Origin of the sequence: Vibrio sp. CUB2 (assembly GCF_001557945.1) — a bacterium.
Taxonomy (GTDB): Bacteria; Pseudomonadota; Gammaproteobacteria; order Enterobacterales; family Vibrionaceae; genus Vibrio; species Vibrio owensii.
This window is the reverse complement of sequence record NZ_LNRB01000001.1, coordinates 248,029-267,459: the sequence shown is the minus strand read 5'-3', so window position 1 is coordinate 267,459 and position 19,431 is coordinate 248,029. Positions and strand designations below refer to the sequence as shown.

The window sequence follows — 19,431 nt, the reverse complement described above, 5'->3', positions numbered from 1 at the left end:
TTTAGAACCTCAAGTAAACTTGAGGTAAAGCGTTTTTTTAAAGAAGAGGTCAGAAATGGAAATCAGCGTAGGCGAGGTGGCAAAGCGCTCTGGAGTGAAGGTTTCCGCGCTGCACTTTTATGAGCAAAAGGGATTGATTTCAAGCTGGAGAAATCAAGGCAATCAACGTCGCTACCATCGCAGCGTGCTTCGCCGCGTGGCGGTGATCAAAGCAGCACAGCAAGTTGGATTGTCGTTAGAAGAGATCAAAGTGGCATTAGAAGAGCTGCCCAAGCATCAAGCGCCAAACAAGCAGCAATGGGAAACCATGGCCAGTCATTGGCATGAGCAGTTAGAACAAAAGATTCAAAAGCTCAAAGCGCTACAAAACGATTTGGGTGGTTGTATTGGTTGCGGGTGTCTCTCACTAGAAACTTGTGCATTAAGAAACCCTGAAGATGTGCTTGGTAAAGATCATGCTGGTTCGAATCTGACTCTCGACGAACAAGAGTCATAACAACGGCTGAGCTGGTTATTCCTTATCGAAACTATCCACCACAATCGCGCCCATTGAAGCAGGCATAGTAATCACAATCACCCGTTTGAGGGCGATAAGTGGGTCGGTGAATAAAGGAAGTTTGTTGATGCAGAATAGCACTAAAGCCACCACCACAGCAGCGATGAAGTAGGCAATTACCACACGAAAGATGAAAACGGCAACGCGCGTTTTTATGTTGCTTTGAAATACGCTTTGATAAGCGAAAAAACCTAAGAAGAGTACCGACAAGCTGAATAGCATCAGCAAATTCAACATCGGCAAGCTTTCACCCAAGCGCCACGCTTCTTCCGAGAAAGAAATTGGGACGGCGAGAGCAAAAGCGCCAACTAAAACTTGGCTGGCATCTTCGAGGTTAAAGTGGCTGCTCATGCTTGAGACTCAGGCGTGCTGCTTGCTAAGAGCTGCTCAAAGCGCTCATTGCCGTGAAGCAGCTCGAGATCTTGTTCTTCCGCTAACAGATCGCGAATGGAAGGGCTGGTATCAATCGCACGCTCTAAGTCTTCAATCGCTTGCTCTTCAATCCCTAAACGAGAGTAGGCACAAGCGCGTTGGTAAAGGGCTGGGCCGTTCGTATCGTCCACTTCCAGAACTCTGTTACATAAGCTCAGTGCCCAGTGGTACTCTTTGATCTCCATAGCGGCGTCGGCTTTGTAAGTCAGCGCTTCTAAATCACCAGGGCGAACAAGCAAAATTTCATCGTAGATATCGATGCGTTGTTCCGGTGTTTGCGAGCTTTGTGCACGAAGCCATAAGTTATGGATTTCGTTGATCTTCTCAATCTCTTTGTTGTTCTCGCTGATGATGCGGGTTTTACGTTTCAAGTCACGCTCCAGCGCCACGAACTTTTTCTCATATTCCTGAGCGATCTTTTCTAATCGCTTGTCTGCCATCTCTTTGGTATTGTGCTTAAATTCGCGCAGAGATTGCCAACCAACAAAAGCAATGAGTGAAGCGACACCCGCAATGATGTAGAAGAAGTAGGTAACCGTCACGTTAGCGTAGTTCAAAGATTTATCAGCCACCGTTAACTCACGGTCGGTGATTTCAACAATCATTCTTCGTTCTAAATCCTGTTGTTCCTGACGCAGCGACTTCAACTCATCAAGGATATAACGCTCCATTAATGGTCTATCCAAAAGGTCGGATTCTGAATACTTTTCTTCGGATGCAAGAGTTGGAAAGGAGAGCAGAGCAGCGAAGAAGATGCCGATGATTAAGCGCATAGAACGTCCTTTTGCGTCGAGAATGGATGGATCTCTGAAACCATAGCAAATACCGACAAGGTTTAGCAAAAAACAGATGAAAAATGCTTGTTTTATAAAGCGTTCTGATGGGCTCGTATCTTGTTCTTTTGATGATGAATGGATACTCTTTCCGGCTAGTAAAGCGATGGAAAAGCAGAACCAAGGAACAGAAGTATGGACGCCAAAGCACAAGCTTATCTCAACCAATATATGGAGACGCTCTCTCAACAAGAGCAAGCAGCGATTCCCTCCGTAAGCGCTGATTATTATTGTGCTGACGAGTACAACGCTAATACTTGCGCTGAGCTGGTGAGAATTGGCCAGAAAACGGCCTCTTGCAGTATGGAACTCTGGTACAGCGAACACGGAGAGGGGATGCCTCAGGTGGGGCACTTACAAGTGGTGACAAACTGGGATGGTGAACCTGTGTGCATCATTCTAATCACGGATGTTAGTACTTGTCGATATGCAGACGTGAGTGAGGAGTTTGCCCAAGCTGAAGGGGAAGGCGATCGCACGTTAACTTGGTGGAGAGAAGCACACACTAAATTCTTTAAAGCGGAATGTGAAGAGCTTGGCATCGACTGGCATGAGCAACGTTTGTTGGTACTTGAGCATTTTAGAGTGGTTTACCCTATATCCAAGTAACCCAACGAAAAAGGCTTGGCGCGTTGCCAAGCCTTTTCATTAACTACGATGATTTACGCTAATTGTTCTTGGCTATAGAGCCGTTGGATCAGCGTTTGCCATTCTTCTCTTAATACGCCGTATTTGATGGAGTCGTAATACTCGTCTTGGTAGTAACGCACTTTACGAATCCGGGCTTCCTGTTGCATGCCAAGCTTTTCTGCGCAACGCATCATTCTTGGGTTACCCGACCATGTTGTTAAACCAACTCGTGCTATGTCTTGGGTTTCAAATATATGGCTAATCCAAGGTACGAGCGCACAAAATCCCAACCCTTTATCCCAATAGTTCGAATCGTAAATGACGATACCAGCTTCAAGCCAGCGAGTGCTTTCACATTCCCAATACCAGCTCACTGAGCCAACGGGCTTACCTTCGAACTCAATCAATAACATGTCCTCGCCTTTCAGTAGGCGTTGAAAGGTGTGGTTACGAAAGCCTTCTAATGTCGGTGTTTGATAAGGGAAGTAAGGACCATTGAATTGCGCCCAGCGTTCATCCTCAGTGATGAGCTTATAGAGCGCTTTGGCTTCTTCCGGAACGGCTCGCCTTAATGTGACGCCTTGGAAATGGTACATAACACTCCTTTTAGTAACGAATAAGAGTAACGAATTAACGTTTGACCGCAGTGACGCTGAACATGTGCCAATGCTTTGCATTGCCGAGAGCAGTGCTGCCATCTTCATCCCGCTCATGGAAGTGGAGAATGTCATATCCTTCAAACAATGCTTCGATTTGCTCTCTGGTGAACGCACTGATGTCTGGATGCGTTTTGGCTTTGACCCAAGAGTCTTTCACGCCCAGTAGATCCCCACAAAAAACACCACCGGAGACTAAGGCTGAGTCGATTCTCTGCCACACGCTTTCAAAGTGCTCACTAGGGCAGAAGAACAAACTCGCACTGGCAATGAACAAGCTGCATGGCGGGTAATCAAAGTCACTAAAGCAAGACTGCGATATGGAAAAGTTAGGATTGCCTTCGAAACGCGTCAAGCAAGTTTCCACCGCATCTTGATGAGTGTCAAACGCGTAAACCGTAAAGCCTTGATTGAGGAGGTAGTTGGAATCTCGACCGGTACCGCATCCTGCATCAATGGCTATTTTGTTGTCGAGCGTAAGCAGGTAGGCGGCACGTTCTACGTTTGGTCGGTGAGGTTGGCTCGCAACCTTTTGATAGTAATCGTTCCATGTTACTGACATTGCGATTCCTTTCTTATGTGTAAAAAACGCTACTCAGTGCCTGAATAGCGTTTGGATTTAGTTTTGTTGACTTTATCCTCGCAGGGAAGCTACAGCTGATCCTCGATTGGCAGAATGCCCGAGAACCAAGCGCCCATTTTTCTCCACACGCTGGCTTCTGGCTCTGAATCAAATTCTTCGCCTGTTGCTTGATCAATCCATGCGATATCACCATCTTTGATGATGAGTTGATAGGCATTTTCTTTCAACTGCTCTGGCAAAACGGTTTGTTGTTTTTGCACGTACTCTGGTTGCTCTATAACTACGCCCATCTCTGTATTGAGCTCAGCCGAACGCGGATCCCAGTTCATCGAACCTACAAACAAGGTTTTCCCATCGATCATCATGGCTTTGGCGTGCAGGCTCGCTCGGCTGCTACCGGTTAAGCTCCATTTGCTTTTGATTTTCGCGCTGGCTTTTACTTCCCATAGTTTAATGCCCGCTTTGACCAAATCTTCACGGTACTTGGCGTACCAACCGTGCACAGCAAATACATCGTTTGATGCCAAGCTATTGGTCACGATGGTGATATCTATCCCTCGTTTTGCCGCATCAGTTAGAGCCTTTGTTCCGGATTCTGTTGGCACAAAGTAAGGAGAAATCAGGACAAAAGAGTCTTCAACGCTCTCAAGGAGTTCACCTAAGTTCGCGACGAGTTGGCTTTCTTGAGTGGCAACCTTATCGGGTAAATCGAACCACACTTGGCCTTGTCCCCAATACAGGTTCAGTTTGCCTTGTTGGAGCTCCTCGTAAAGGTCTAACTCTTTGAAGTTATAAGGACCGGTAGAAAACTTCTCTTCCAATTTGAGCTTTTTCACTTGCGCTTGAATCGCATCGTCTGCCACTTTTTCAGACTCAGGCACAATCCATTCCATTGGGATGGCATAGAGACTATTCCAATACAAATCGAATTGGTCCGCCGTTTGCGTCACTGCCTCGCCATAAAGCATCAAATCGAAATCACCAAACTCGACATTGGACTCGAAAGAGAAGTATTCATTACCAATGTTTCTGCCGCCAACAATGGCAGACACACTATCGGAAATCAGAGCCTTGTTGTGCATGCGACGATTAAGGCGATCAAAGTCACTTGCCAATGCAAATACACGCGCATCTCTATATTGGTGTGGGTTAAACAGTCGGATTTCGATGTTTGGGTGAGCGTTCAACTCTGCCATTCCTGCATCATTTCGCTTTTGCATGTCATCGAGAAGCAGGCGAACGCGTACGCCACGTTGTGCTGCTTCATACAAACGCCAAGTCATCAGTTGACTGGTCTCGTCACTGCGATAGATGTAGTACTGCAAATCTAGGCTTTTTTCGGCAGATTCAATCAGTGCGATTCGAGCTAATAGCGCGTCGTTTCCCTGATTAAGAGGGTAAAAGCTAGTGTCTGAGTTAGGGTCTTTATCGTAACTTTCAAAGAACTCTGCCAACGATGAGTCGCTTTGATATCCGAACTGAAAACTGGTGGATTTCTCACTTGGATCTCTTGGCTGAATTGAGGAGCAAGCCGAGACAAGTACAAGCATTGAACCGAGTAAGGCTTTAGAGAGAGAACGTAGCAATGCACACTTCCTTGTTAATACACAACGTAACTCTTTGATTATATATCAAGCTTTAAATCTGGGTAACGCGAGTGATTGTAGCCAAGTCGCAGATTTCTCAATAAAGCAACCGAATCTGAATGACTCGATATGGTTTTGGGAAAGCATATTATTCGGGCGGACAATATCATGTTTTTTACTTATGTTTTGCTTAGGAATGGTCAATATCACTAATATCTGGTGGTAATTACCAACACTGCACTGAGAGAAATTACCAATTTAACTTAACTTGTTGATATTTAAAGGGTAAGCGTTTGGCATGACGATTGCGTATAAACAGTGAGCGTGAGAGGTCGTAACTTGCGGAGATGGTTAAGTTTTTGTTAATTTTATTAACTTGCCATGGATAGTTCTTTTGTGATTGATAATCGCGAAACACAGCAGAAGCACGGCGCTCTTATAAAGTTGTCTATTTCAGATGCAAACACTCACTGTTTGTCCGCGGGGAGTAGGAGATTGGGTTATCGAACGTTCCGTTTGTTAATTCAGCTCTAAGGCGAAGGCCTGACGAGGATGAACAGGAGAATACAAAAATAAAAAAGGATTTTTGATGTTAGCAAAACCAGTATTACGTTGGCTTTTACCCTTCGTCGTAGTTGGTGGTTCTTATGCGGGTTATGCCGCGATTGCCGCTACTGCGCCCGAAAAAGAGTCAATCAAAGACACCAGTACTGAACCCACAGTACAAACCTCTTCACTTTTTCCTACCGATCATAAAGTTGTTATCACCAGTCACGGTGAAATGCGTCCATTCGAAAAAACGCACTTAGCAGCGCAAGTTAGCGGCGAAGTGATCAGTTGGCACCCAAATTTTGTGACGGGTGGAATCGTAAAACGTGGTGAAGTGTTATTCACGATTGAAAGTGATAACTATGAAGCGGCTGTTCTACAAGCAGAAGCGGGCTTGGCAAGTGCACGTGCTGCGTTGATCGAGGAACAAGCCAAAGCGGAAGTCGCAAAACGCCAAGCGAAAAAGTTAAGCGACAAACAAGTCACAGACCTTTACTTACGTAAGCCCCATGTCTTGAGTGCTCAGGCGCAAGTCAAGTCTGCTCAAGCTGCGTTGAAGCGAGCTAACCGTGACTTAGAAAACTGTAAAGTGATTGCGCCATACGATGCACTTGTTGTTGAGCGTGATATCGGTGTGGGGCAGTTTGTCTCTTCCGGCTCCCGCGTTGCAACCTTGAATAATATCGAAGTGGCGGAGATCCACGTTCCTATCGCTGGTTTTGACAGCGCATTCCTTCCTGAATCTTTGAAAGAACTACGTGCGACTGTAACGCAGCAAGGCATTCTATCGACGACTCGTGAAGGCAAAGTGGTTCGCGATCTCGGCATGATCGACAGCGCGACGCGCATGATCAATATGGTGATTCAAGTTCGTGACCCATATGGTCTAGACAACAATCAGCCACCGATTAAGTTTGGTTCATACGTTGAAGTGAGCTTTACCGGTAAAGAACTCAAGCACATTTATCGTCTCCCTCAAGAGCTAGTTAAGAACCGCACCGTTTGGGTAGTGAATGGCGAAAATGAACTGCAACCTAGAACGGTCAACGTACTTCGTGCAGAGGGTGAGTTCCTACTTGTGGGAGAAGGTCTTGAGCAATCAGACAAGCTGGTTCTGACGTTACCTGAGTACCCGCAAAAAGGCATGGCTGTCCAAGTCGCAAAAAAGAGTGACGACTCCGAAACCGTCGTACAGTAAGTAGGAGTCAATCATGGAAGAGAATCAACAAAAGGGCATCATTGCCTATTTTGCGAATAACTCTGTCGCCGCGAACCTAATGATGGTGTTCATCATCGTGATGGGTATCGTGAGCTTCATGTTCATTCAACGACAAATGTTCCCGAACGTAGAAGTTAACTACATCAACATTCGAGCGGCTTATCCGGGCGCCTCTCCGCAAGAGATTGAAGAGAGTATCTTGGTTAAAGTCGAAGAATCGATCAAAGACGTCACTGGCATCAAAAAGACCGTGGCACGAGCTTCCCGAGGCAGCGCTTACGTATCGATAGAAGTAGATGTGAATGCCGACATCAAACGTGTATTGGACGATGTAAAGCAACGGGTAGACACCTTATCCAATTTGCCGGCAGGCATGGAACCCATCAACGTTTATCAGGTTGAATGGCGACAGGAGGTGATAGAAATGGGCTTAGTGGGCGATAGACCACTGGAAGAGCTCAAACCTATCGCCAAACAAGTCGAAGACGAATTACTGCAACTGAAAAATGTCATGCTGGTGGATCTTAATGCACCAGAAGAAGAGATTGCTATAGAAGTCGATCCGCTGATTCTTCGTAAATATGACTTAACGCTAAGTGATGTGAGCAACGCGATTCGTCGTTATTCAGCGAACTTTTCTGCAGGTGAAGTAAAAACCAACGCAGGCATGATCGCAGTTCGTATTGAAAACCAGTACTACCGCGGTGATGAGTTTCGTAATATCCCAGTGAAGCTCGGAGCGAATGGTGCGAAGGTACTTCTTCAAGATATCGCAACGATTAAAGACGGCTTCACAGAAGAAGACCGTTACTTCGAATACTCGGGTCAAAACGCGATCTACATGGCGGTTCAAGCCACGCGTGATCAAAACATCATCCCAGTTGCTGAATCCGTTCGTAACTACATCGAAGCAAAGAACAAAACCTTACCTGACGACATTCAACTGAAAGTTCTCGTCGATATGACCTACTACCTAAATGGTCGTCTCGACATGATGTTGAAGAACCTTCTTCAAGGTGCCGCGTTGGTTGCCATCATGCTCTCGGTATTCCTTCGTTTCCGCTTAGCAATGTGGGTAATGTTGGGGCTACCAGTGTGTTTCTTAGGCGCAGTAATGATGATGCCAATGCTGGGTATCACCTTGAATATTGTGTCTTTGTTCGCCTTTATCATGGTGCTCGGTATCGTGGTGGATGACGCCATCGTAACCGGGGAAAGTGCCTACAGTGAGATCGAAGAAAAGGGTGGTGGTGTTGAGAATGTTGTGACGGGTGTTAAGCGTGTCGCGACTCCGGCTACCTTTGGTGTGTTAACCACGATAGCGGTGTTTGCTCCATTCCTACTCTCAAGTGGGATTGATAGTGCCTTCTTCTACGGCATTGCGGGTGTGGTGATCCTGTGTCTTATCTTTAGTTTGATTGAGTCTAAGCTGATCCTTCCAGCTCACTTAGCTCACACCAACTTTACGCCAATCAAAGCAGGCGGTTGGCGGGATAATTTCAACAAGCGCTTCTTCGGTTTTGTTAATGGTCCTTACCGCAGCTTTGTTAAAGCTTGTACACATTGGCGTTGGACCGTGTTTGCCTTCTTCTGTGGTCTGTTACTGATTAGTGCTGCTTTAGTTAGCTCGAACTACGTGCGTGTGATTCCAAACCCGAAAGTACCAACGGATTATCCGGCGATTACGATTGAGATGAATGACACGGTATCGAGCGAGCAAACCATCAATGCGTTAAAAACCATTGAAGGCGTGATGCAGAAAATCGAAAACCAGATCATTGATGAGCATGGTCAGGGGATGATTCGGGATGTGCTTTCTTACAACCGCAGCCGTACTGAAGGTCGTATTCTTGTGCCGCTTGTGGATGAAGAACTGCGCCCATTCAATACCTTTGAACTTGCACGTCGCTGGCGTGAGGCAATGCCAGTTATTCCGGGCATGAAGAGCTTTAAGATCCGTGAGCAAAGTGCAGGTGGTGGTGACCGCGATGAGTTTGGTTACTTGCTGTTTGGTTCGGACATTAACGAGCTAAACGAAGCAGGGCGCTACCTGATTGGCCGACTTCAGCAAGAAGAAGGTCTGTACGATATTTCTTCGTCTATCGATTCCGGTAGTAAAGAAGTACTGCTATCACTGGCCCCTGTTGCTTATGATTTGGGCTTGGATCTCACCATGATAGCAGAGCAAGTAGGTGGCAGTTTCTACGGTGGTGAAGCGCAGCGCATTATTCGTGATGGCGAAGAAATTAAGGTCATGGTGCGTTACCCGCAACTGACGCGTGAAGCCTTCTCATCACTACGTTACGCTGTGATTACCACACCAGCAGGCAAGAAGGTCATGCTTGGTGATGTGGTGAAAATCAACGAGCAACCGGGTGTGAGTACCATTCGACGTGAAGGCGGTTATCAAACCGTTTATGTCTATGGCTCTATAGATGAAGAGTTGGTTGAACCTCAAGAAGTCGTGAAAGTTATCGACGACAACATCTTACCGGACATGAAGCAAGCCTTCCCAAGTGTGAAAACGGAATTGGGTGGTGACATCGAAGAGCAAGCTGCGCAGCGTAACGAGCAAATCATGTTCTTCATTGCAGGCATGATCATCGTATACATCTTGCTGGCCGTGCCGCTTAAGAGCTACACCCAACCGCTTATCGTCATGTCGGTAATTCCGTTTAGCTTAACGGGTGCGATTTGGGGACACTTCTGGTTGGATATGGACATCAGCATGATGTCGACGTTTGGTTTAATCGCGGCAGCGGGTGTGGTTATCAACGATTCTTTGGTGATGACAGATTACGTTAACCAAGTGCGAGAAAAAGGCATGAGCATTAAGCAAGCGGTTGTTGAAGCAGGCTGTGCTCGTTTTCGAGCGATCACGCTGACGTCTATTACCACCTTCGCTGGTGTACTTCCTATCATGTTTGAAACCAGCTTGCAGGCGCGTTTTGTTATCCCGATGGCGGTCGCGCTTGGTTTTGCCGTTCTGTTTGCAACTGTCCTTACTTTGATTCTGGTGCCTTGTCTGTACCTGATGCTAGAGGATATTAAAAACATCTTCCGCATTGTTAAACGATTCTTTGGTCGTTTGATAGGTAAGTTCAAATCACAGTCATCAAGCACTGTCGGCAACGAAAGCACGCAAAGCTAGTTTCACCCAAAGCGAAAATCTAAAGCAGCCTTCGGGCTGCTTTTTTTGTGCCTCAAGCGAACTGAAATGGGTTATCTATACTATAAGCTGACTGAATGGTTAAATGTTCATAAATATCGTTGGTTAATTTAACACTGTGTGTGTGAAATTCGCCATTGAGCAGATGGTAGAAAAATAGACTTTTGTTTAAGTTGTTGATATTAAAGGTTTAAAAAGTTGGCATCCTATGTGCAATGTATAGAGTGCAACCCAATGAACTGCTAATCCCTAAGGAGCTTATTATGCAAAGCGTATTTCTATCTACTCTAGGTCTTATTGCTGTAATGTCATCACCAATCGCTGCTGCTAACACTCTAGACAAAGAAGAGTGGAGTGCGGATTTACGTCAAGAGTTTACAACAATGAAGCATGAGGCGGTTGCGGACATCCAACAAATGAACATGGACGCTATTGATGAACGCGATGAACGCATTGTTAAACACATCAAAGAACAACAAGCTCAACTGGTAAAGATCAAATGCCAGAAGACAGAGGCAACCAAGTCATAACCTCTGACGACAAAGATTCCGTGTTAGTCACAAGGACGAGTGATTAACCAGAGTGCATCCGATACAAGCACGACGTTAGTGAGCAGTCAGCGTCAACCTTGTTGCTCTATTTGCCAACCTATTAATGGGTTGGCTTTTTTATGCCTGTTGATTAAGGAGGGGACGCTAAAACTGGGAATTGAGTAGGAGAAATACGGCAGATAGAAAAAAGCCCGCGAAGAATACCTTCACGGGCGAAAAAAGGGCACCAAATTGGGTGTCTATTCATTTTGGAGATGGTCGAACGTCCATATCATACTGACAATAGGCTTGGTGAGAGGCTTACCACCAGTGCGACCAACGAGGCTAAAGTTAACATTGTTGTAATCATTGTTAAAATGTTAATTCTTCAATCAATGATTTCATTATCGTTAGTTCAAATTGTGAATGTGTTGTCTGTGTGTATTTATACTGTGCTAAATGTCGTTTTTGATAATAAAACTTATCATAAGTCCTACGGTGATCATTGGGGTTGGTTATATAAAACTCGACATACCGCATTCTCAATTGTTCATATTTGCACTTAATGCCACATAATAACCCTGTATTTGTTAAGTGTTTGTGTTGTTTTTAACGCTTTTCACTGAAAACAAAAAGAGCGACCTAAGCCGCTCTTGTTCACTTTGATAAGTTTACTTATCAGTCGTTTTAGATTTCTTCGTGTTTATGAACTAGGCCGAAGTCAGCTAAAATGGCATACGCGGCAGGGATCATAAATAACACCAGCAGAGTGGATGCGAAAATACCAAACACGATGGAGATAACCAGTGGTTGGATAACCTGTGCTTGCAAACTGGTTTCAGTCAGTAACGGAAGCAAACCTGCTGCAGTGGTCATTGATGTCAGGAATACTGCTCTAAAGCGTTCCCGACTGGCTTTGACGACCGAGTCGTGCACATTATCCCCTTCATCGACATGATGGCGTATGTACTGAACTAACAGAATCGAGTCATTCACCACAATCCCTGCTAATGAGACGAAGCCCATCATACTTGGCATACTTAATGAGTGACCGAGTAGGATGTGTCCCCATACCACGCCAATAAAGGCGAGTGGAATCGCGAGCATGACGACGAATGGTTCCAAATAACTGCGGAATTGGTAACTCAGAATCGCAAACACGCCAAACAAACCAAGCAAGAAGCCTTTACCCATTGATGCGCCAGTTTCTGCGGTATCTTTGGCTTCGCCTTCAAAATCAAAGCGAAGACCAGGATACTTTTGCATAAGCTTTGGCGCTTCATCCTGTTGGAACTGACGAATAATGGCGGTTGAGTTGGCTTTCGTATTGTCGATATCGCCGAATACGCTCACGGTGCGCAAGCCATCAATGCGCTGGATTCTTACGTAATTACGTTGGAAATCCAAAGTAGCAATGGTCGCGAGCGGAATTTGACTTCCATCGGACAAGATAATTGGGAAGTTTGCCAATTGCTGTAAGTCACCAGCTTGTGCTTTATCAAGGCGAACTTCGATGGAAATGTTTTCTACCCCAACTTGGATCTCGTCTGCAGTTTGGCCAAAGAAAGCCGCACGCAATTGATTGGCGATGAGTTGGCCGTTAATCCCATAAGCTTCTGCCCCCGGACGCAGTTTAACCAAGACTTCTTCTTTACCCATGCGCATGTCATCTAATACGCCATGGACACCGTCAAACTCATTCAAGTATTGCTGAATGTCGATAGAAGCCGCTTTGAGCGCATCCAGATCATCATGCTTCGCTCGAATTTCAATTGCTCGTCCGCCCGGCCCCATGGTCGGTTGTTTGAATACCAGTGAGATAGGATCGGCAAGTTCACCAATGTCTTCGCGCCATGCATCGATAAATTCATCGATGAGAGTGTTACGACTCTCTGCGCCCAGCAAATCCAGACGTACCGTGGCAATGTGAGGGCCAGATTCATTCGCGTCGGCGTTAGCGTTGAATTGACTGGTGATGTGCAGAACCAATGGATTGCCGTCTTCCACTTTTTCTGTCCATTCTTTATCTAGCTTTTGAGCGGAAGCGACGATCTTATCGACGACAGCTTCCGTTTGAGACAGAGAAGAACCTGGTGGAAGAATAATGCGCGCTTCTGCAATGTCGCCATCCAATTCAGGGAAGGGTTGAAACTTGAGCAAACCACCGACTAACGTGGCTGCGGAGATAAGAAGCAAGGCAACCACACCACCCATAAAGGCATAGCGATACTCGACCACTTTATCCACTGCGTTGACCAAGGTGGTGTTGCGAAAGTTTTCAAAAGAAGCGAGCAGCTTTTGTTTGAACTTCGGTGTTTTTCGCTCTTGCTTTTGTTTGTGTAGTGAGTGAGAAAGGTGGTTAGGTAGAATCAAGAAGGCTTCCACCAAACTCAAACTCAAAACGAGGATCAGAACTTGAGGCACCGCTTTAAGTACTGCACCCATTTCACCTTGCAGGAATAACAAGCTACCGAAAATACACACCGTGGTTAGGAAGGAAGAAATTACCCCTGGCAGTACCTTTTTCACTCCTTTGATAACGGCATCATCGATCTCTTCTCCTCGGTCGAGGTGAGCGGCAATCGATTCGGCAATAACGATGGCATCATCCATCATGATACCGATGGCCATGAGTAACCCGACCAAAGACATGATGTTGATGGACAGGCCAAGTTGCGCCATCAAAAATAAGCCACCTAAGAAGGCTACGGGCAAACCAGCTGCGACCCAAAAAGAGTAGCGAAAACTAAAGAACAACCACATGGTGGCGAAAACCAGAATGATACCCTGCCAACCGTTTTTGACCATCATGGTCAGGCGATCCCAAAGCACGGATGAAAGGTCATTGGTCATTTGTAGCATCACACCGTCTGGCGCGATGGCTTGTTGTTCTTCGACAAATTGAGCAACACGTTCTTTAATGCGCAGTGCATCGTCTTCTTTGTTTTTGCTGACTTTTAGTAGGGCAGAAGGGTGACCATCAAAGAGGACTTTCTGTTCGTCCAATTCAAATCGGTCGGTAATCGTCGCAATGTCTCTTAGACGGATGATTGATCCATTTGGACCAGAGCCCACGACAATAGTCTCAAGCTCTTCTGGCGTCACACGTCGTTCATCAAAGCGGATCAGAAAGTTCTTATCTGGCGTCTCGACATTACCACTTGGCAACTTGACGTTCTGACGACCAATCTGCTCAGCAATATCGCCAACACTTAAGCCAAGTTGTCGAATAGCTTGAGTGTCTAGCTCTACTCGGTATTGGTGGTCAGAGAAGCCTGCAACTTCAACCAAAGACACATCATAATCGAGCTTTAATGTGCGTTTAAGTTGTTCTGCATAGGCTTTTAGCTCTGGCCATGTGGTGTCTGCAGTGATCGCGACATCCACAACTGGCTCATTCCAATCTAGCTCTTGGACCACAGGAGACTCAATTTCTTGTGGGAAGTCGTTTATCGAATTGATCTGAGTTTGAACATCAACCAACATGCGGCCGATGTCGGCTTCTTCATTCAGTTTTAAGATAAGACGCGCAGAGCCTTCAATCGCTTCACATTGCGTTTCTTCAATGTTAGCAAGACCATCAACAGCATCTTCCATTCGGACACAGATACTCTCTTCGACTTCTTGCGGGGAAGCACCTGGGTAGACTACACCAGCTAGGATGTATGGCGGGTCAAACTCAGGAAAGGTTTCCCGCTTAATCGTGGAAAGTGAAGATATCCCCAATATCAGCAGCGTTAGCATCAGCAAGTTGGCTGCTGTTGGGTGCTTGGCGAAGAATCGGATCATGAATCAGACTCCTCAATAGCTGCCTCTGACTGTTCAGGTGACTCTTTCAATAGCATGCCGTTAATCGCAGGCAGCAGATCGTTGATGATCAGCTTCTGACCTTGTTCCAATTCGCCATCGATCACCACTTGGTTATTGCGGCGATATAACACTTCAACCGTCACGACTCTAAGACGATTGTCTTCGCCCATCAGGTAAATCTTATCGCCATGAAGCGCACGCTCTGGAATAACCCAACTCGGGTTCTCTTGCCCTTCTATCAAGGCACGCACAAACATGCCGTTCACCAATGGCGGAGCAGAAGTTGGGTTTAATGCACGGTAGTCTTGTTCAATTTCCAGAATCACACCCGCAGTCGCTTGGCTTGGATCAACCGTTTCACTGATGCGTGCAACTTTTGCTGGCCAGCTTGCAGAGAGGTTACCGCTGCTGAGTTCAATGTTGGCATGAATCGCGTTCATATCAGGTTGTGGAATACCAGATTCATCACGAACAAACTCACCGATGCTCGCTGCCAAAGTTTGCATGTCATGAATGGACAGTTGAGCTTCCACTTCCATGACATCAATACCATGTCCGGTCACCATGGTCTGTTGTAGATTAACCACTTGGTTTTGCTCAATTTCGACTTCTGCAATGCGCAAATCGTAAGGAAGGGTGATAATGGTTTTATCAAGTGAACGTTTCGCTTCGTCCACCTTTGATGCATTGACCTTAACTAGGGCTTCCGCGACACGTTTTTCATCCGGCATCAAACCAATTTGGTTTTCGATATCCAACACCAACTTACGTTGAGAGAGCGCGCTTTGCTCTTGCTGATCTACGTCTGATTGAGACGTTAGACCTTTCTTACGCAGGTTTTGTTTACGGTCTAACTCTTTGTTGGCGATAACCAGACGGTTGGCTTCTATCTTGAGTGTGCTTTTAAGATTCGCTTCTTCTTGATTCAGCTTAGCCAGAGAGGTTTGAGCAGATTTGAGATCGGCTTGGGCTTGAACCAGTTTCAACTCGTAATCGAGTGGGTCGATGCGCAAGATTTCCGTTCCTGCTTGCAACACTTGTCCTTTTTCCAGTTGCGGATGACGGTAAACCACTTTGCCGGTCACTTCGGCTATCGCTTTCCATTCAACTTTCGGAGCGATTTTACCAAAGCCAATAGCAACAGGTGCAATTGCTTTCAGCTCAAGAGGAATTGTCTCGACCAACCTTGCACGATCACCGGCTGGTTTGACGGGCAAATCTGGCTTGAGGCTAATCGCCAAAAATAGAATGACGACCCCAACAGCAAGGGCAGGAAAGAACAGCAGCTTTTTATTCAGTTTCATATTGGTCGCCCGAGTCTAAAAATCCATGTTTCATCAGTTGTATGTTGTGTTCGAATAATCGGTTCAAGAAGGCTTCTGAGAGCTCGATACCATGAAGGGCGAGCAACGAAGGTGGTGCCATAAAAGGAAACACCATTAAGCTGATGTAAGAGACGCGACAAAGTTGAGGGTCGGCGTCTTTTCGTAAAACGCCACTGTCGATCAACTTATCAAAGATCACGCCTTGCATTGGCTTGCTGATATCAGCGATAACTTTTTCGAGCAGCTTGCGCTGGGTCTCTGAAGGAGGCATATGCATGACTTGGGCAATCAAACGCGGGAACTGTGGCGCTTTGATCATCTCGCGGTAGTAGGTACGCATTAAGTCGAGGAAGTTTTTCTCGTTACTGTCGGATATCAATGCCTGCATCTGCTTTTGCATCGGCGACAGGGTTTCGCGCAACATGGTCTCGAACAAGCCCTCTTTGTTGCCAAAGTAGTAGCGAATCATCGCCACGTTGACGCCTGCTTTCTGCGCGACTAAGCGAGTAGACACTTTGTCGTAAGCCATAATGGTGAAGAGTTCTCGCGCATGGAAAATCAGCTTCTCCCGTGCGTCGATTTTATCTGTGGGTCTTCCCGCCCTTCGATGAGCTTCCGTCACAATCGTCTCTCAAAATATTAAACATTTGATTAATTATAAGACGCTGATTTCTCATGCGACATGCGAAAAATTAATCAGTATTTAATCAAGTGATTAATTTGTGAGGGAGAGGCACAAAAAAGAGCAGTAAGGTCTGCTCTTTTATATCTCGTGAAGAGGATAAGTGATGTTGAGCCGATTTACCCCCAACTCAACACAGTCCAATTTGGTCTATTGGTGTGCTCTTTTAGGCGAGGGCATGGATTGACCAGATAGGCGTAATCAGCGTATTCACACAGTGGTAAGTCGTTGATCGAATCCGTATAGAAATGGATGTCTGAATAGGTCTCAGGTTGAGCCTCTAGCCACTGTTTTAAGCGTATAACTTTGCCTTCGCGATAACTCGGGATGCCTTCTATTTCCGCGGTGTAGCAGTTGCCTTGCTCGACTAAATCAATGCCGAGAGCGTTAGGGATGCCGATGCGTCGACCAACTGCCTCAACCAAAAAAGTGACGCTGGCAGAGATGATGATCATATCAATCTCATCACGAGACAGTTGTTTAATCAGTGTTTTGGCTTGAGGGAATTGTTTAGCCAGAATATGGTTTTCAACGCACTCTTCCACTAAGGCGTTTACCTGTTCAATAGGCATGTTTTCTAGCGGCTTCATGGAGAACGTTAGGTAATCTTCCATGTCCAGTTTGCCTTCTGCGTACAAGCCCATTAGACGCTTATCTTCCTCAATAAAGTTAGACGCAGTGGCGATGCCTTTCTCGACCATAAATTCATTCCAAATCATTGCGCAGTCAGCGTTGATTAAGGTTTCATCCAGATCAAAAACATACAAAGGCTTGGACATAGTTGGCTTCTCACAGTTTGGATTGAGGTCGATGTAACGTGTCGGTCAGTATAGAGCGAGGTTTACGAGTGTGGGACGTATGCTAACGACAAACTGTGACGGTTTCGTTGCACTTTTTCTGACCATGACAAAACTTAATGATTAAGTCGTGGGATGAAGCATTTCTGACTTGGTGATAGAAGGCTACAATACAGGGGTACTTTAGAAACTGCGTACTATAGATATATGGCGTCTTTCGAACCTGATCTCAATATTGTGTACTGAATACAGTCTTGTCTTTGAGTGATAATAGCGCCACTCGCGCAAAGCGAACGTTAAGAAAAATACAAAAAGAATCCCCGATATGAACCAGTATGTAAATGATCCATCCAATTATCAGTTGTTAATTAAAAACTTGCTGTTTTCCCCAGTTGCTTTCAACCCCGAGCAAGAAATCGTCTACGCGAACCACCGTCGTCACAGCTACAAAACGTTTCATGACCGAGTGAGACAGTTTGCAAACGCACTAACCAAAATGGGCGTGAAGAAAGGTGATACGGTAGCGGTAATGGATTATGACTCACACCGTTATCTTGAATGCTACTTTGCCATCCCGATGATTGGTGCAAAGCTGCACATGATCAACGTGCGCTTGTCTCCAGAACAGATCCTTTACACCATCGACCATGCGGAAGATGACATTATCCTGATCAATGAAGAGTTTCTGCCAATTCTGGAACAGATCAAAGGTCGTATTGATACGGTGACGCGTTACGTGGTTTTACGCGATAACGATGAATGTGAATACGAGCACCTTCTGGAGCAAGAAAGCACCGAATACAACTTCCCTGATTTCGATGAGAACACCATCGCGACCACTTTCTACACCACGGGTACGACGGGCTTCCCTAAAGGGGTGTTCTTTACTCACCGCCAACTGGTTCTGCACACCATGGGCATATTGAGCACCATCGGCACCAATGCGTCGCAAGGCCGATTGCATCAAGGTGATATCTACATGCCGATTACGCCAATGTTCCACGTCCACGCATGGGGGCTTCCGTACATGGCGACCATGCTTGGCGTGAAACAAGTCTACCCAGGCAAGTATGTCCCAGATGTTCTGCTTAACTTGATTGAACAAGAGAAGGTGACGTTCTCACATTGTGTGCCAACCATCCTGCATCTGTTATTGAGCTCACCAAAGTCCAAGTCGATTGATTTCTCTGGTTGGAAAGTCGTCATTGGCGGTGCAGCGCTGCCAAAAGCGTTGTGTAAATCAGCCCTTGAGCGCGATATCGATGTGTTTGCGGGTTACGGCATGAGTGAAACAGGACCAATTTTGTCTATTGTTCAACTGACTCCAGAACAGCTTGAACTCGACCTAGATCAGCAAGCAGAATACCGCTCGAAGACAGGTAAGAAAGTCGCGCTGGTGGAAGCTCATATTGTCGATGATGAGATGAACAGACTCCCACACGATGGTGAGAGTGCGGGTGAGATGGTAGTGCGTGCGCCGTGGTTAACGCCAAGCTACTACAAAGACAACAAGAACTCTAAAGCCTTGTGGCGTGGTGGTTATCTACACACTGGCGATGTCGCGCATATCGATAATGAAGGCTTTATCAAGATCACTGACCGCGTAAAAGACATGATTAAGATTTCTGGTGAGTGGGTAAGTTCTTTGGAGCTGGAAGACATTCTGCACCAGCATCAGGCCGTGTCGGAAGTCGCTGTAATTGGCATGCCACACAACAAATGGGGCGAGGTGCCGCTAGCGTTGGTGACGTTAAAAGACGATGCAGAGATGACTGAGAAAGAGCTGTTAGGTTTTGCTAAAGATTTTATCAGCAAAGGCATTCTTGCCAGAGAAGCGTTACTACTCAAAGTGAAGCTGGTGGACGAGATCGCCAAGACCAGCGTCGGTAAAGTGGATAAGAAAGAGCTGCGTAAACTTCACCTGTAAGCAGTGAAGCTTTTCGAATCCAACTCATAAAAACAGCCCCGATACAGGTTATGTGTCGGGGCTGTTTTTTTCTGAGCAAGCGATTCAAATTTCGCTATTTTTTCTGCGTAAATGTGACTGAGAGCCATTGCATAACTAGGCTATTTT

Annotated in this window: 15 protein-coding genes; 6 read left to right on the top strand and 9 right to left on the bottom strand. The window is 46.0% G+C overall.

Annotated features, from left to right (window positions below):
* The first annotated feature begins 55 nt into the window (after nt 1–55).
* Nucleotides 56–496, top strand: a complete 441-nt coding sequence (gene soxR, locus ATB78_RS01210) for a redox-sensitive transcriptional activator SoxR (protein WP_005441477.1) — start codon at nt 56–58, stop codon at nt 494–496.
* A gap of 15 nt (nt 497–511) precedes the next feature.
* Here the strand turns inward: soxR and ATB78_RS01205 are convergent, their stop codons facing one another.
* Nucleotides 512–907: a DUF2391 family protein gene (locus tag ATB78_RS01205; protein WP_005441475.1), complete on the bottom strand. Its 396-nt coding sequence runs from the start codon at nt 905–907 to the stop codon at nt 512–514.
* A complete protein-coding gene (locus ATB78_RS01200) occupies nt 904–1,761 on the bottom strand; it encodes a hypothetical protein (protein WP_020196089.1) in 858 nt (285 codons plus the stop codon). The genes ATB78_RS01205 and ATB78_RS01200 overlap by 4 nt, the downstream gene beginning before the upstream one ends.
* A gap of 195 nt (nt 1,762–1,956) precedes the next feature.
* Between ATB78_RS01200 and ATB78_RS01195 the strand changes: the two genes are divergently transcribed.
* The gene (locus tag ATB78_RS01195; protein WP_061007584.1) at nt 1,957–2,430 is read left to right on the top strand and encodes an ASCH domain-containing protein; all 474 of its coding nucleotides are present in this window, start codon (nt 1,957–1,959) and stop codon (nt 2,428–2,430) included.
* 53 nt (nt 2,431–2,483) lie between these two features.
* On the opposite strand, the gene ATB78_RS01190 is transcribed toward ATB78_RS01195, so the two are convergent.
* The 3 genes from ATB78_RS01190 to ATB78_RS01180 all read right to left on the bottom strand — a co-directional run bounded on the left by ATB78_RS01190 (nt 2,484) and on the right by ATB78_RS01180 (nt 5,276).
* On the bottom strand, nt 2,484–3,047 hold the full coding sequence (locus tag ATB78_RS01190; RefSeq protein WP_061007583.1) for a GNAT family protein: 564 nt from the start codon (nt 3,045–3,047) through the stop codon (nt 2,484–2,486).
* Nucleotides 3,048–3,081: 34 nt separating this feature from the next.
* Nucleotides 3,082–3,669: a class I SAM-dependent methyltransferase gene (locus ATB78_RS01185; RefSeq protein ID WP_061007582.1), complete on the bottom strand. Its 588-nt coding sequence runs from the start codon at nt 3,667–3,669 to the stop codon at nt 3,082–3,084.
* 89 nt (nt 3,670–3,758) lie between these two features.
* Nucleotides 3,759–5,276 carry a phospholipase D family protein gene (locus ATB78_RS01180; RefSeq protein ID WP_061007581.1) on the bottom strand — a complete coding sequence of 506 codons (1,518 nt, stop codon included), beginning with the start codon at nt 5,274–5,276 and terminating at the stop codon, nt 3,759–3,761.
* A gap of 589 nt (nt 5,277–5,865) precedes the next feature.
* Here ATB78_RS01180 and ATB78_RS01175 point away from each other — a divergent pair.
* The 3 genes from ATB78_RS01175 (at nt 5,866) to ATB78_RS01165 (ending at nt 10,743) form a co-directional block, all read left to right on the top strand.
* Nucleotides 5,866–7,023, top strand: a complete 1,158-nt coding sequence (locus ATB78_RS01175; RefSeq protein WP_061007580.1) for an efflux RND transporter periplasmic adaptor subunit — start codon at nt 5,866–5,868, stop codon at nt 7,021–7,023.
* Nucleotides 7,024–7,036: 13 nt separating this feature from the next.
* Nucleotides 7,037–10,195 (top strand): efflux RND transporter permease subunit, encoded by a 3,159-nt coding sequence (locus ATB78_RS01170; protein WP_061007579.1) that lies wholly within the window; start codon nt 7,037–7,039, stop codon nt 10,193–10,195.
* Between the two features lie 281 nt (nt 10,196–10,476).
* Nucleotides 10,477–10,743 carry a hypothetical protein gene (locus tag ATB78_RS01165; protein ID WP_005429553.1) on the top strand — a complete coding sequence of 89 codons (267 nt, stop codon included), beginning with the start codon at nt 10,477–10,479 and terminating at the stop codon, nt 10,741–10,743.
* A gap of 687 nt (nt 10,744–11,430) precedes the next feature.
* Here the strand turns inward: ATB78_RS01165 and ATB78_RS01160 are convergent.
* The 4 genes from ATB78_RS01160 to ATB78_RS01145 all read right to left on the bottom strand — a co-directional run bounded on the left by ATB78_RS01160 (nt 11,431) and on the right by ATB78_RS01145 (nt 17,339).
* Complete coding sequence (locus tag ATB78_RS01160; RefSeq protein WP_020196082.1) at nt 11,431–14,532, bottom strand: efflux RND transporter permease subunit; 3,102 nt, start codon at nt 14,530–14,532, stop codon at nt 11,431–11,433.
* Nucleotides 14,529–15,857 (bottom strand): hypothetical protein, encoded by a 1,329-nt coding sequence (locus tag ATB78_RS01155; RefSeq protein WP_061007578.1) that lies wholly within the window; start codon nt 15,855–15,857, stop codon nt 14,529–14,531. Before ATB78_RS01155 ends, ATB78_RS01160 begins: the two co-directional genes overlap by 4 nt.
* Complete coding sequence (locus tag ATB78_RS01150) at nt 15,844–16,500, bottom strand: TetR/AcrR family transcriptional regulator (protein WP_061007577.1); 657 nt, start codon at nt 16,498–16,500, stop codon at nt 15,844–15,846. The genes ATB78_RS01155 and ATB78_RS01150 overlap by 14 nt, the downstream gene beginning before the upstream one ends.
* 179 nt (nt 16,501–16,679) lie before the next feature.
* Nucleotides 16,680–17,339: an HAD family hydrolase gene (locus tag ATB78_RS01145; RefSeq protein ID WP_061007576.1), complete on the bottom strand. Its 660-nt coding sequence runs from the start codon at nt 17,337–17,339 to the stop codon at nt 16,680–16,682.
* A 343-nt stretch (nt 17,340–17,682) separates the two neighbouring features.
* On the opposite strand from ATB78_RS01145, the gene ATB78_RS01140 reads away from it, so the two are divergent.
* Nucleotides 17,683–19,284 (top strand): long-chain fatty acid--CoA ligase, encoded by a 1,602-nt coding sequence (locus ATB78_RS01140; RefSeq protein ID WP_061007575.1) that lies wholly within the window; start codon nt 17,683–17,685, stop codon nt 19,282–19,284.
* The last annotated feature ends 147 nt before the right edge of the window (nt 19,285–19,431 follow it).